Genomic DNA, 13,282 nt, shown 5'->3' on the forward strand with positions numbered 1-13,282 from the left:
TGGGCATGTTGGTCGGGACAAAACCGGCTATGAAGCGACGCCAACGGGGCGGCATGCTCGCCCTGTTGACGGCTCCGCTTATATTATTCGTCGTCATTCTGTTTCTGTGGCCGGTGGCGCGCTTCCTCGCTCTGGCCGTCGACAACTCGGATTTCTCGAACAACCTGCCGCGCACCATTGCCGCTCTTGCCGGCTGGAAAGCAGAGAGCGGCCTGCCTGGCGAACCCGTCTTTGCAGCACTCGTCGAGGACCTGGCCGACGCGCGGCGCGCCGGGAAGGAAGGCGTCCTGGCGCAACTCGTGAACCAGCGCGTTGTCGGTAGCCGTTTCCTCGTCATCAAGACGGCAAAGGATGCGGCCGACGGCAAGCTCGGCATGCGCCCCGTGCGCGACGAGGTGCTCGCCAAACAGGCCGGCTGGAAAAACATCGATCTCTGGCAGGTCATAGCACGTCAGCAAAGCGCGCGAACGGACTATTATCTGCTTGCGAGCCTCGACCTGAAGCGCGGCGCGGACAATTCGATCGAAGCCGTTTCGGCCGACCGCGCCATCTTCGTCGACGCGCTGCTGCGTACGATCTGGATCAGCATCGTGGTGACGGTCATCTGCGCGGTGCTCGCCGTGCCGCTGGCGCAGGCGATCGTCAGCGCGCCGCCTGCCTGGTCGAAGCTGATGTTCGCGCTGATCCTGTTTCCGCTCTGGACATCGCTGCTGGTGCGCACCGTCATCTGGATCATCGTGCTGCAGAAGAACGGTCCCGTGAATTCCACACTGCTCGGATTGGGTATCGTCAGCGAACCCCTCGACCTCATCTACACCCGCTTTTCGCTGTATCTGGCGATGGTTCAGGTTCTGCTGCCCATGATGGTCCTCTCCGTCGTCGCCGTCATGCGGCGGGTTCCGACCACCTACATGCGCGCGGCGCTGTCGTTGGGGGCGCCGTGGCTCACGGCGTGGCGCCGCGTCCAGTTGCCGTTGATCCTGCCCGGGATCCTGTCCGGCGGGGCGATCGTTTTTGTCTTCGCGCTCGGCTATTACATCACCCCGACGCTTGTCGGCGGGCCGACAGACCAGATGATCTCCAGCTACATAGCCTTCTACACCAACAGCACGCTGAACTGGGGCATGGGCGCAGCGCTTTCCCTGCAACTGCTGATGATCCTCGTATTGTTTGCGTTCCTGTTCTGGACGGCATCCGTCCTCTTCCGCAGCAAGGCGCATGTCGCATGAGCGCCGACCGCTTCCGGAAAGGGCTGATGTATGCCTATGCGGCGACGTTGCTGGCTTTCATGATCCTGCCCCTGCTGATCGTGGTCCCCATGTCGCTGACCTCGAGCAATTCGCTGGCATTTCCGACGCCGGGCTGGTCGTTGCGCTGGTATGCCGAACTGTGGATCGACGAGCGCTGGCCGAACGCGCTGTGGAACTCGGTCGTCATCGGGCTATCCACCACGGTTCTGGCTTTGCTGCTCGGAATACCTGCGGCGATCGGGCTCGCCTGGGGTGATTTTGCCGGGAAACGGATCCTCTACGCGATCATCGCCGCGCCTTTGGTGACGCCGGTCGTCATCGTCGGCGTCGCGGCCTTTTCATTCTTCGCCACGCTGGGACTCGTTGGCAACAAGCTATCAATCATTCTGGTGCACACGGCGATGGCCGTGCCTGTGATGCTAACCACCGTCGTCGCCAGTCTTTCGACCTTCGACCGGACGTTGGTTCGTGCGGCGGCATCGCTGGGCGCCGGCGCCATGCGCACCTTCTTCAAGGTGGTGCTGCCGCTGATAGCGCCGGGCGTCGTTACAGGGGCCATCATCGCCTTCATCATTTCTTTCGACGAAGTCGTCGTCGCAAGCTTCCTCTCGACGGGCGCGGAGCGAACCTTGCCCCGCATGATATTCTCCGGGGTGCGCGAGTCCATCAGCCCTGCCATCGCGGCTGTCGCCGTGCTGCTGATGGCTTTCTCGGCGATCCTGCTTGGGCTCATCGCTATCCTGCAGAGCCGCTCGCAAGCTCTCCGCGCAAAGGCATCGGCATGAAACTGGTTCCGCCGGTGCAGCAACTCGAGACCGAGATGACGGCGTGGCGGCGGCATCTCCATGCCAATCCCGAGCTCGGTTTCGAAGAGTTCGAGACGGCCCGTTTCGTGGCGGACAAACTGCGCGCGTGGGGCATCGAGACGACCGAAGGCGTCGGACGCACAGGTGTCGTCGGCACGCTCAGGGGCAGGCTTGGCGCTGGTCGCAGCCTTGGCATCCGCGCCGACATGGATGCCCTGCCGATGACTGAGGCACGGCCGCTGGCGCATGCGTCCCGCACCCCCGGGCGGATGCATGGCTGCGGCCATGACGGCCATACCACTATGCTGCTCGGCGCAGCCTCGGCGCTTGTTCGCTCGCCCGACTTCGCCGGCACGGTGCATTTCATCTTCCAGCCGGCCGAGGAGGGTCGAGGTGGGGCGCTTGCCATGCTGAACGAGGGCCTTTTCGAGCGTTTCCCCTGCGATGAAGTCTACGCGCTGCACAATTGCGAACGGCCGCTCGGCGAGATCGCCGTCCACCGCGGAACGGTGGCCGCGGGGGCCGATCGCTTCGAGATCGTCGTCCACGGAAGGGGCGGCCATGCGGCGATGCCGCATCTGGCGATCAATCCACTCCCCATCGCCGCGCGCATCCTGCTGGCAATCGAAGCCCTGCCCGGCCGCGTCACCGATGTGCATTCTCCCGCAATCGTCACCGTTGGCAGCCTGCGCGCAGGCGAAGCCTTCAACACCATCCCCGATACGGCGTTTCTGACCGGCACCGTGCGCACCTTCGACCACCAGGTTCAAAAGGCGCTGGAGACGGCAATCCGCCGCATCGCGAAAAACGAAGCTGAAGCTTTTGGCGCCGGCGTCGACCTCCGCTACGAAACGCCCTTCGCACCGACGATAAACACTGCGGCGCAAGCCGACGCGATGATCGCGATTGTGAACGAGGTGATGGGACCGGCAAGTCTCGTCATCGATCCGCCTCCCGAGATGGGTTCTGAAGATTTCTGCTACATGCTGGAACAGCGGCCCGGCTGCTATTTCCTGCTCGGCCAGGCCGACGATGCGCACCAGGCCGCGGCTCACGACACCAACTACGATTTCAACGACGCAATCCTGCCGATTGGCGCGAGCCTTTGGGTCAGGCTCGTGGAGCGCCGCCTATCAGCCAGAGGCGCATCGTGATGCAACTGACGGAAAAGGACATCGTCTGGCGAAGCCATTGGCTGCGGCAGGCCCTGCCCGAGGACCCAGACCTTGCGCCTCCGCTCGAAGAGGCGACGCAGGCTGACATCTGCATCGTCGGCGGCGGCTATCTGGGCCTGTGGACCGCTATACGCCTCAAGGAGCACAATCCCGCCTTCGATGTTGTCATCGTCGAGCGCGACATTTGCGGCGGTGGCCCGAGCGGCCGCAACTCCGGCATGGTGCTCTCGGCATGGACGAAATACAGCGCGCTCGCCGCGCTGCGCGACGGAAACGATGCACTTTCGATCATCAAGGCATCCGAAGCCGCAATCGGCGGCATCGAGGCTTTCTGCAAGGCCGAGGGAATAGACAGCTGGTTTGATCGCATCGGCTGGATCTGGGGTGCGACGTGCGAAGCCCAGCTTGGCGCCTGGGACGACGCGTTGAACAAGCTGGCGGCGCATGGCTACGTGCCGGCGCGACGAGTTTCGCGCGACGAGATCGCAGCGATAGCCGGCACGACGAGCCACCTCGGCGGCGCGTTCGATGCGTCGTCGGCAACCGTGCATCCCGGTTTCCTCGTGCGCGGCCTGCGCCGGGCAGCACTAACACGCGGCGTGCGCATCTATGAAAAGTCGCCGATGACGCGGTTTTCGCGCGACGGCACGCTCAAGGTGGAGACGGGGAGAGGCACTGTGTCCTGCGGCAAGATTGTGCTTGCCATGAATGCATGGTCCGGCGCCATTCGAGAACTGGCGCCGGCAATCTTCAACATCTCCAGCGACGACGCCATGTCAAAACCCATTCCAGACCTTCTCGACAAGATCGGCTACCGCCGCGCGCCGCTGATGATCGATTCCCGCGTTTTCGTCGGCGGTTGGTCGCCGACGCGCGATGGTCGGCTGTCTGTCGGCGTCAGTGGCGGCGTCATCGGCCTCGGCGGCATCGTCGACAGGCGGTTTCATGGTCTATCGCCACGGGTCGCCGACATGCGCCGCGCGTTGCGGGATGGTCACCCGGCGCTCGCCGACTTTCCGCTCGATACATCATGGAACGGCCCGATCGATCGGACCGTCAGCGGCGTGCCACTGTTCGGCGCCCTGCCCGCCAACCGCGACATCGTCTACGGCTACGGCTTCTCCGGCAACGGCACGACGATGGCCTATCTCGGCGGCAAGATCCTGACCGGCCTGTTGACCGGCGGCGAATCCGAGCTCACCCATTCGGCGCTCGTGCGCCCAGTGACGCGAGGCTTCCCATCCGAACCATTCCGGTTCGTCGGCGCGCATTTCGTTCGTGGCGCGGTGCGGCGGCGCGACGATCTCGAACATGCCGGCCGAAAACCCGACCTCTTGACCAGATGGCTCGCGGGACTGGCCCCGTCCGGCGTCACCCCTTCGAAAGCCAACCTCCGCGCAAGGAAAGGATAAACGGTGTCCAAGGCCAAGATCTTCAAGCACAGCGAATTGACCCTGAAGCCGTCGGTCACACCGACTGGCACATCCTCGATTGCCCGCGTCATCAATGCCGATATAAGTCGGACCATGGGCGGCGGCATCGAGTATCTCGAGAACGCCTCGATCGACTGGACCGTGACCTACGACGAGGTGCTGTTCATCCACGAGGGCACCTTGACGATCGAACTGGACGACGGTCGCCATGAGTGCAATCCCGGCGATATCGTCTGGCTGCCAAACGCCACCCACCTGAAATACATCGCCACCGAGCGTACCGGCTATTTCTATTGCCTTTACCCGTTCGACTGGGCAGCGCGGCAGGGAACGGTAGAACCCTGAACTGACAGGCACTCCTTTTCCATGCGTTGGCCATCCGCAGCGCAGTTCCGAACCCGGGGCGTCCAGACATCGACTCCGGCTCACACTCCTTGGGTTGTCACGTTCATCATATGTCATGCTGGCGCGCATGTCTGGCGGGAGATTGCAGCGACACAGCTCAGCCGCAGCACCTAAGCAGGAACCGGTAGTTCGACGAGTGGGCGGAAAGGCGGTAGCGCTCTCCCGCTACCAGCCTACCTAAGCTACTGAAATCATAGTAAAAACGCCGACCTATGGTAGCGCCCTGTCCGAAAAAATCTTCAATGATTCTCAGGACCTAGCCTGCTACCGTTGTGACGCCAACGAACGTGTTGCAACGCTTCGCAGACGACAAACTGCGCCTCGAGAGACGTGATTTGCGGGAATTGAAGTCTGCACCTGCGGACCCATTCGGTCCCGATTCCGAGGCGCAATCGACGCGGATTTTCGAATGGCGCGCCCATGTCGCACGCCAGCCCTCAACGCTCGGCGGCTTATGCCCAAGTTATCCAGCTAAATTAAGCAGTCTCATCGGGCGGGCGCTCTGGATTCGCCGACGCCAATCCGCGTGAGCGTACGCGGATCGTCTGACAGATACGATCAGCGAGAGAAGCGAGCGCGCCCTGCACAGTGCGTGCCCCAAGAACGGATTGGAGGGTAACGGCCTGTGTTGCAAACCTATGTTTGAAGGCCTCTCCGCCACAGAGGAAATCGACCAATCCCAAGCCGTGATCAAACGACCACTGTATATACTCCGTAATCAGGACCGCACCCGGCGACGCTCGGCTAAAGTCAGGGTCGTAGGTGGTAACGAATGCCATCATGACGTTGTGCTGGACGATGTTGATGGAAACCGCGACCATCGCACCATTGCATTCAAGTACGAAAATGCGCAGCACACCGGCGCGTGACAGCGCGTCCACCAGGGCGGCAAGAACCGGCTCGCCCTCTTCGAAAAGGTCGGATTCACGCGTGTGCTTTTCCAGCCATCTGCGCTTCAGCGCCGACAGTCGCTCCAGCAATGGCTGCAGCGGCTCGTCGGCCGACAGGAGGCGGAATTTCACTTCGCCTGTTTCTTCCAGTATCTTGATGCCGCGCCGATAGTTCTGGCGCATCTTTTTCGGCTGGTCCGCCAGCCATGCTGCTCCGCTGGCCCACTGTCCAGCGACGCGATAACTGACTTCCTCCCGGTGATTGGCGCGAAGCTTGACGCCGCTGGAAGAGCCCGGTGTAAAAATCCTGCGGGCTGCCGCATCCGGCGACAGACGATTGATAAAAGCAAGATCGAAGCCACCCGCCGAACAGATCCGGTTCCAGAGGTTCTGGAGGGCCGATAGGGAGCATTCCGGCGCGACAAGAATATCACCATAGTCCGTATAGCTATTGGCGGCCCATTCGAGGAGCCGAAGTCCTTTTCGTCTGCCGATCGCCAGGGGAATGACAGCGACCAGCCTGTCATCGCTCCATACCAGGCCGATCCGCAGCGAGCGCCGGTCGCGGTCACGCACGGTGCTCCACCATGCCGAAACCCAGGCATGGCTCTGAAAGATCAGTGCATGGGTACGATGCCATAGGTCTACCCATTCGGCTTCGATGGCGGCCAGGCGATCCGTCGAACTGACGATTTCCAGTCGCTCCGCACCAACAGCGTCAATCGAAGCCATTTTGTTCATGGTTGGAGACGGTCCTGCGGCTGCGCGACATCGATGCGCTTTTGAAAGAGTCGCATGATATGGTTTGCCATTTTCTTGAGCGGCAGCACGTAAAGTCCGAAAAGCGACTGATAGTCGCGTACGTCGCGATCTATCAGTCCAAACTTGAGGTCTTCGTCCGGATCCGGGATGAACTGCGTTCCGAATATGCGATCCCAGAATGAAAAAAGCAGCCCGAAATTCTTGTCGTAGTGGCGAGGGTCGACACTGTGATGCACCTGGTGCCAGTGCGGACACAAGATGACGCCGTTCAACCGGCCGAAGGAAATCTTCAGATGCGTGTGGCGAACAAAGTCCATCATGAGAATGTTGCGAATGACATAGACGTTGATGCCAAATATGGCGATCTCGACCGGATCAAGCGCAATCAGGCTCCACAAGCCGAAACTGATCCCCGGTATGACGCCGTCCCAGATCCGGTTCATCAGATCGTCCAGGGGGTGAACCCGGTCCTTGGTGATCCCAACCATCACTTCGGCCGAATGATGCACCTTGTGCAATTCCCACAGGAACGGGAAACGGTGCTGGGCAACGTGATATAGGTAGTAGGAGATATCGTAAGCAACGAGCATGGTTGCGGTGAAGAGGATGATCGTCACTGGGCCGGCGGGGCCGGGTATCAGCGGTTGCGAGATGCTGAAGAGCCAGCCGACTGCCTGGTTTGTTGCATATCCCGTGGCGGCAACGAAAGTGACACCGGCGGGAATCAGCAGGAAGGGCATCACCAGCCTTTTCGTGATCCAGAACAATGCGTCCGCTCGCGCCGATGGGTGCATGATGACTTCCGCGGGAAAGGCGAAGTCGAAAAAGTCCCGGAAGGATTTCTGTTCGACCGTTCGCCAGTAGGCGACCACCGCGCTCCCCAGCGCCGTGAGCAACAGGAGACCGAGTGTCAGCAGATTGATGTGTGAGAGTTTTTCCACGATCACTCTGGCGAATTCCGAAAACATCGATGCAGTGGCTCCTAGGTGGTGAAATGGCGATCCGGCTCGTCGCGAAGCACATATTGCCAGGCCCATCATATGCTGCCCGCAACTGTGTATCGGGATGCGACTGGCAGAACAATCATGGCCAAATTAGCAGATCAACGGTGTCAAAACCGCTAAATATCTGAACGTAATTAATGTCGAACGCTGCGCCTGCAACCTGCCCGTTATCGGGTCTGCGGCGGACTTGGCGCGAGCCGGATGACTACTCCCTTTTCGCCTACTTGGCCACGCCATGCGAGGCGTTCGGCTGGCTGCCTTGCACCAAAACGCGGCGAAACCCAGCCGCCTTGGCCCGGTGTGTCGCCGCCGGAACGGATGTGGATCGCTGCGTCTGGAAAGTGGATAGTCATCAAAGGTTCAGCGCCGCGCAATATCGTGACAATGTTTCCATCCCTGTTGGCGTGGAGGTCGGCGGCGAGTTGGAAGACGATCTCAGCGACCCGGCTGCCGCCGAGCAGTTGGTCGGTCACGAGGATGCCGTCGCCATCGCGTGTCACGGCGCGTTGATGCACAACGCCGAAGCGGCCTTTGTACCCGTCATGTCGGGCACACAGCCTCCAGTGCGGCCCCGGCTCGCTCTCCACCAATGTCGCAACCGCCTTGTGCGACCAGTTGAACGCCCCGGAGATGATGCTTTGGCTTTTACCCTCTAGGTTCAGCGTGTTGTGCGCCGGCGTCGAGCGGAACCAGTCGCGCCAGCCTCCCCCCGAACCATAGAGCCATGTGCCGGGGTCGACCAGCACCGGATCGCCGTCAATGCACAGGGTGAGCGACAGCGCGTCGGCATGACCGTGCGCCGCTATCGAAAGGTAGCCCAGCGGGCCGTGGTCGTATGTCAGATGGACGTTGAGACCATTCATCTCGCCGCGCCAGACGGAGAGCCCGCCTTGCGTGAACGTATGCAATCCATCGGGCACCGGCGCCGGCCGCGGTGGCGCGCCGAAGAAAAGCGCGCGAAAATCGCCGGGCTCCGGTGCCCTGCCCGGCATCCGTAGAAAACCATGGATGGCGGCCGCGACCGATCCGACATAATCGGTTTCGCCCCCCAGCGTGATCACGCGGCCTTCATCATTGTCGCCGAAGCCGCTGGCTTTCGGCGGGAGCCAGCCTGCGAAATTGGCGAAAGCGGCCAAACGCGCTTCGACGGGCTGGGGAAAAGGCAGTCCGGCCTGGCGCGCCGCCGCAGCGCACAGCAGGAAAAGCTCGGCACTGAAGGCGGCGTAGGTCGGGGTCTGCTCGGCCCCGGCGCCATCGGCCAGGATCTGTTTGAGCACCTCAGCCAGGAGCGACTCGCGAGCCACCTCGGCCCCGAAAGCCAGACCGATCAGATATTCGCCAGCCAGTTCCGCGACGAGATGGTTGTTGGCGGACGAAAAACGGGAGGGAAACCGCGGCAGCCAATAGGCGCTTGCCGCCAGTATTTCACCGACTTTTTCTCGCGTCGCCGCGCCAAGCCGCTCGCCGACGAGGTCGAGCGTGACAATCAGGCTGATGGCTCGTAGCGCGACCTCGATGCCCGAGGCCCAGCCAACGCCCCGAAATGGTGGGTTGGCGAAATGCCAGCTCTCGATCGCCGCCTCGATGGCCGCACGGGATTGATCATCGCCGGTGAGAAGCAGATGGGCAGCCAGTGGCGGCAGTTGCTGCAGCCGGTTGATTTCCCAAACATATTTTACATCGCCACGGCCGGTGGCATGGCGAAAATCGATATCGAAAGTATGGGTCTTGGGGCCCGGCCAAAGCCGGCCGGTCACCGGATCAAGGCGCCAGAGCTCGGGTGGAAAGAGAGTATAGGGGTCTCGCTGTGGCCAGGTCTGCCCAAGTGCTGAAAACTGGCCTCGAAGAGTGTTTTGCGCAGCCGCCTCGATAGCTTGCCGCTGGGCTGGTGTCGCAGCGGCCGGCACAGCATTCCGCAATCCGTGCAGCACCGGGTGCAACTGCGGCGACGCATAGCGCTGCCAGCCGTTGTCGCGGCGGCGCGAAACGGTCCTCCGGCGCTGCTCGTCCAACCGATGCAATATCTCGGCCAACTCCATGCTGCGCAATCGGTTGAAATACCACCCGACCCTCATCCGCGCTCCGCCAAGATTTTGATCCTCATACACCATCCCGTCGAAAAAGCGTGTGGCGGCATCCTCTTTTCCGTTCCCGCGGTTAATATCTTCGGCCATGACGCGGAGTTTTGCGATGAGAAAAGTTGTCTACGTCATAGCGTGCGCGCTTGGCATGGCTATGTCAGCCGAGGCGGCGCCGATCCCGCTTGAGCGCGGCGTCGGCGTCCATGAATGGCTCAACTGGTCGCCGGTGGAGAAAGATGGTTCCTACAAATGGCCGCCCTATCGCAGCGAGAAGGAATGGCTTGCGGGCGGCAGGCCGCTCACCGATTGGCCGGACGGCGACCAGTTTGATCGCATTCGATCCATGGGCTTCGACTTTGTCCGGCTGAGTGTCGACCCTGGCCCTCTGCTTGCCAGCGAGGGCGCCAAACGACAACAGGCGCTGGACATGCTTGCCGCTGCGGTGCAGCGGGTCGTTTCAAGCGGGCTCAAGGTGGTTTTCGATCTGCATGGCGTCAGCCAGGTTCCAGCCTACAGCATGGAAATGATCTATGGCGGGGCCGACAGCGAGGGTGTTGCCCGCTATCGAAAAATGGTAGTGGCGGTGGCTGCCATGCTGATCAAAATTGGCGCCGACAAGGTCGCCCTCGAGCCCTATAACGAGCCCGCCTACTACCCTTGCGATTCAAGCGGCAGCGATGACTGGCAGCGGATCATGGCAGGCACGGTTCGCGATATTCGCGCCTTCAGCAGCGAACTCACCATCGTCGCGACCGGCGCCTGCGGCGGGAGCATCGCCGGACTGGTCAACCTGGACCCCAACTTCGACGACCCCAACGTCTATTACAGCTTCCACATGTATGATCCGCACAGCTTCACGCACCAGCGGGCCGATGACAAGAACGCTTTCTCCTCCGGCCTTCCCTGGCCTGCCGACGCCAGCACGCCCGAAGTGGTCGCCGAAACCCTCAAGGCGCAGATGGACGCCGCCGGCTTGAGCCAGATCGAAGAGGTGATGAACATGGCCTCGGCGCGTGAAACGATCGCCCGATACTTTGAGCAGAATTGGGGGCAGAGCCAGCTCGAAGCGGGTTTCCGTCAGGCGGTCGACTGGGCTGAAGCCCATGGCATAGCGAGCAGACGCCTGTTCGTGGGCGAATTCGGCGTTATCCTGATGTCTGCGGATGGCCGCATGGGAGCTTTCGATGCTGATCGCCTGCGCTATCTCATGGCAGTGCGCAGAGAGGCGGAACGCTTCGCGATGCCGTGGTCGGCCTGGGAATTCTCCAACCCTTACGGAATGAGTGTTATCCAACCCAAGGGGCCTGCGATCCCGGACCGGGAGATGTTGCGGGCACTAGGCCTGCCATAACTCGTCATCGGGTCAGGATCGGTTCGAGCGGTCTGCCTGGTTGCTGGCGATCAATCGCGTGGAAACCCAAGGACTATCGTCTCCAGTTGCAGCCGAGAGGGCCTGATCGAACCAAATCAGGCTCAGTTTTAAAATCACTCCACCGAGCAGCTATTTAATATATTCGCTGTAGATTGGTGTCCTCGATCATACGCAAACAAGGGAAAGAGGGCCAAGGGAAAGAATGTGCGGAATTGCCGGCTGGATTGGGCGCAGGGTCGAGAAGCCACAAGATCGGGCCGCCGGGATGTCGAATGCCTTGCAGCATCGTGGTCCCGATGCCGAAGGCATCGAACTCCTGGACCTGAACACAGGCGAGGACCAGTTGGCATTGGTGCATCGCCGCCTGGCGATTATTGACTTAAACGCCGATTCAAATCAGCCGATGCAGACCGAGGACGGACGGCTCCGGATTATTTTCAACGGCGAAATATACAACTACATCGAGCTGCGTGAGGAGTTGATCGGTCTCGGCCACCGTTTTCGCACACGCTCCGACACGGAAGTGCTGCTCAGGGCTTATGACCAGTGGCGCCTGGCCATGTTCGACCGATTGAGCGGGATGTTCGCTTTTGCGCTGTGGGACGCTCAACGGCGCGAATTGATCCTCGCCCGCGACCCCTTTGGAAAAAAACCCCTTTACCTCATGCAAGGCAGAAATTTGCTGTCGTTTGCCTCGGAGATCAGCGCGTTGTTGTCTGCGCAGCCAGATGGCCAGCAGCTCGATCTGGATGGAGTGCGCGAGTATCTGACCTGGCGTTACGTGCCTGGACCGCGGACGCTTTTCAAACAGATCCGCAAGCTCAACCCGGGAAGCTACGCTGTGTGGTCGCAAGGGGAAGTAACGGAAACGCGCTATTATGCGCCCCCGGATCAGACCGATCTGACAGCGGATATCGATCCAGGAACCGCCAAGCGACGATTTCTGGAATTGCTCGACCGTTCTGTCGAGATCAGGATGCGCAGTGATGCGCCGTTTGGCGCCTTTCTGTCCGGGGGGCTCGACTCGTCGGCAATCGTTGCCCTGATGACCAGGCACAGCGACAACCCCATTCGTACGTTTTCGGTCGGTTTCAGCGAACAGGCTTACAGCGAGCTTCCATTCGCCCGGCGCGTCGCCGATCATTTCAAGACCGATCATTGCGAAATCGTCATCCAGGCGGATGACCTGATGAATCATCTGCCCAAGATGGTCCGCCATCGGGGGGCACCTGTTTCACAAAGTACGGACATTCCAATTTACCTGATGTCGGTTCGAGCCTCGCTGGACGTCAAGATGGTGCTTACGGGCGAAGGGGCGGACGAGATTCTCGGCGGCTACCCCAAACATCGCGCAGAGTCTCTGGCGGGTGTCTACCGGTCACTTGTTCCAGCGTCGCTTCACAACAATCTCCTCGCCCCTTTGATGCGCGCATTGCCCGGCGCATCGGCCAAGTTCGACATATTTGCCCGAAGCGCGGGTGAACGGGACTTTGCCACCCGGATGATCTCCTGGTTTGGAGCCATGACGGCGCGGGAACGCGATTCGCTCCTCGGTGGATTGGCCACTTGCGGCCATGACCGCAATGATTTCCCGTTCTCTTCGAGTGTGACGGAATCTCATCTGCGCCGTGTGTTGTTTTTTGATCAGACATCGTGGTTGCCCGACAACCTCTTGGAACGGGGCGACCGAGTGATGATGGCCGGTTCAATCGAGGGGCGAATGCCATTCCTTGATCGCGATCTGGTTTCCTTCGTCAGCCAACTGCCCGATCGTTACAGGCTGGGCCTCCTGCACAGCAAACAGATCCTGCGCGACTGCATGGCCGGCATGGTTCCCGACGAGGTCCTCAACCGCCCAAAGATCGGCTTCAAGGTGCCCGTCGCCGAATGGTTCCGCGGGCCGATGAGCGATTATGTACGGGACCATCTGTGTTCGTCCCATTCGGTCATCCGTAGCTATTTGAGCGCCAAGAAGCTGGACCAGATTGTCAGGGAGCACGCCGAGCGCGCCGCGGACCACGAAAAACTGATATGGGCGCTTTTGAACCTGGAGATATTCCACCGCGAATTCGCGCTTGGCCCGCCGCAGTGACGACAATGAAGG

Annotated in this window: 10 protein-coding genes; 7 read left to right on the forward strand and 3 right to left on the reverse strand. The window is 61.0% G+C overall.

What is annotated here, in order from left to right:
• Window positions 1-29 precede the first annotated feature (29 nt).
• The 5 genes from AC3EMP_RS29685 to AC3EMP_RS29705 are packed head-to-tail and all read left to right on the forward strand — an operon-like array spanning window position 30 to window position 5,009.
• Entirely contained in the window at window positions 30-1,229 is a 1,200-nt protein-coding gene (locus AC3EMP_RS29685) for an ABC transporter permease (protein WP_023686279.1), read from the forward strand.
• Window positions 1,226-2,035, forward strand: a complete 810-nt coding sequence (locus tag AC3EMP_RS29690; RefSeq protein ID WP_050588874.1) for an ABC transporter permease — start codon at window positions 1,226-1,228, stop codon at window positions 2,033-2,035. Before AC3EMP_RS29685 ends, AC3EMP_RS29690 begins: the two co-directional genes overlap by 4 nt.
• Complete coding sequence (locus AC3EMP_RS29695; protein WP_023713984.1) at window positions 2,032-3,210, forward strand: M20 aminoacylase family protein; 1,179 nt, start codon at window positions 2,032-2,034, stop codon at window positions 3,208-3,210. Before AC3EMP_RS29690 ends, AC3EMP_RS29695 begins: the two co-directional genes overlap by 4 nt.
• The gene (locus tag AC3EMP_RS29700; RefSeq protein WP_023713985.1) at window positions 3,210-4,643 is read left to right on the forward strand and encodes an NAD(P)/FAD-dependent oxidoreductase; all 1,434 of its coding nucleotides are present in this window, start codon (window positions 3,210-3,212) and stop codon (window positions 4,641-4,643) included. Before AC3EMP_RS29695 ends, AC3EMP_RS29700 begins: the two co-directional genes overlap by 1 nt.
• A 3-nt stretch (window positions 4,644-4,646) precedes the next feature.
• Window positions 4,647-5,009 (forward strand): AraC family ligand binding domain-containing protein, encoded by a 363-nt coding sequence (locus tag AC3EMP_RS29705; protein ID WP_023671808.1) that lies wholly within the window; start codon window positions 4,647-4,649, stop codon window positions 5,007-5,009.
• Window positions 5,010-5,545: 536 nt separating this feature from the next.
• Here the strand turns inward: AC3EMP_RS29705 and AC3EMP_RS29710 are convergent.
• The 3 genes from AC3EMP_RS29710 to AC3EMP_RS29720 all read right to left on the reverse strand — a co-directional run bounded on the left by AC3EMP_RS29710 (window position 5,546) and on the right by AC3EMP_RS29720 (window position 9,899).
• Entirely contained in the window at window positions 5,546-6,700 is a 1,155-nt protein-coding gene (locus tag AC3EMP_RS29710) for a GNAT family N-acetyltransferase (RefSeq protein ID WP_023696861.1), read from the reverse strand.
• Window positions 6,697-7,689 carry a sterol desaturase family protein gene (locus tag AC3EMP_RS29715; RefSeq protein WP_023703933.1) on the reverse strand — a complete coding sequence of 331 codons (993 nt, stop codon included), beginning with the start codon at window positions 7,687-7,689 and terminating at the stop codon, window positions 6,697-6,699. The genes AC3EMP_RS29710 and AC3EMP_RS29715 overlap by 4 nt, the downstream gene beginning before the upstream one ends.
• A 203-nt stretch (window positions 7,690-7,892) precedes the next feature.
• Entirely contained in the window at window positions 7,893-9,899 is a 2,007-nt protein-coding gene (locus tag AC3EMP_RS29720) for a heparinase II/III family protein (protein WP_352513967.1), read from the reverse strand.
• Here AC3EMP_RS29720 and AC3EMP_RS29725 point away from each other — a divergent pair.
• Both AC3EMP_RS29725 and asnB read left to right on the forward strand, forming a co-directional pair.
• The gene (locus AC3EMP_RS29725; RefSeq protein WP_352711301.1) at window positions 9,898-11,157 is read left to right on the forward strand and encodes a glycoside hydrolase family 5 protein; all 1,260 of its coding nucleotides are present in this window, start codon (window positions 9,898-9,900) and stop codon (window positions 11,155-11,157) included. The two genes, AC3EMP_RS29720 and AC3EMP_RS29725, sit on opposite strands and share 2 nt — an antisense overlap.
• Window positions 11,158-11,380: 223 nt before the next feature.
• Complete coding sequence (gene asnB, locus AC3EMP_RS29730) at window positions 11,381-13,270, forward strand: asparagine synthase (glutamine-hydrolyzing) (protein WP_352513969.1); 1,890 nt, start codon at window positions 11,381-11,383, stop codon at window positions 13,268-13,270.
• Window positions 13,271-13,282: the final 12 nt, after the last annotated feature.

The organism is Mesorhizobium sp. P160219, from assembly GCF_057786095.1.

Bases quoted from the DNA above. Each gene is read 5' to 3' on its own strand.
- AC3EMP_RS29720 (WP_352513967.1), bottom strand. From the start codon at position 9,899: ATGGCCGAAGATATTAACCGCGGGAACGGAAAAGAGGATGCCGCCACA.
- AC3EMP_RS29725 (WP_352711301.1), top strand. From the start codon at position 9,898: ATGACGCGGAGTTTTGCGATGAGAAAAGTTGTCTACGTCATAGCGTGC.
- AC3EMP_RS29685 (WP_023686279.1), top strand. From the start codon at position 30: ATGAAGCGACGCCAACGGGGCGGCATGCTCGCCCTGTTGACGGCTCCG.
- AC3EMP_RS29690 (WP_050588874.1), top strand. From the start codon at position 1,226: ATGAGCGCCGACCGCTTCCGGAAAGGGCTGATGTATGCCTATGCGGCG.
- AC3EMP_RS29710 (WP_023696861.1), bottom strand. From the start codon at position 6,700: ATGAACAAAATGGCTTCGATTGACGCTGTTGGTGCGGAGCGACTGGAA.
- AC3EMP_RS29700 (WP_023713985.1), top strand. From the start codon at position 3,210: ATGCAACTGACGGAAAAGGACATCGTCTGGCGAAGCCATTGGCTGCGG.
- AC3EMP_RS29695 (WP_023713984.1), top strand. From the start codon at position 2,032: ATGAAACTGGTTCCGCCGGTGCAGCAACTCGAGACCGAGATGACGGCG.
- asnB (WP_352513969.1), top strand. From the start codon at position 11,381: ATGTGCGGAATTGCCGGCTGGATTGGGCGCAGGGTCGAGAAGCCACAA.
- AC3EMP_RS29715 (WP_023703933.1), bottom strand. From the start codon at position 7,689: ATGTTTTCGGAATTCGCCAGAGTGATCGTGGAAAAACTCTCACACATC.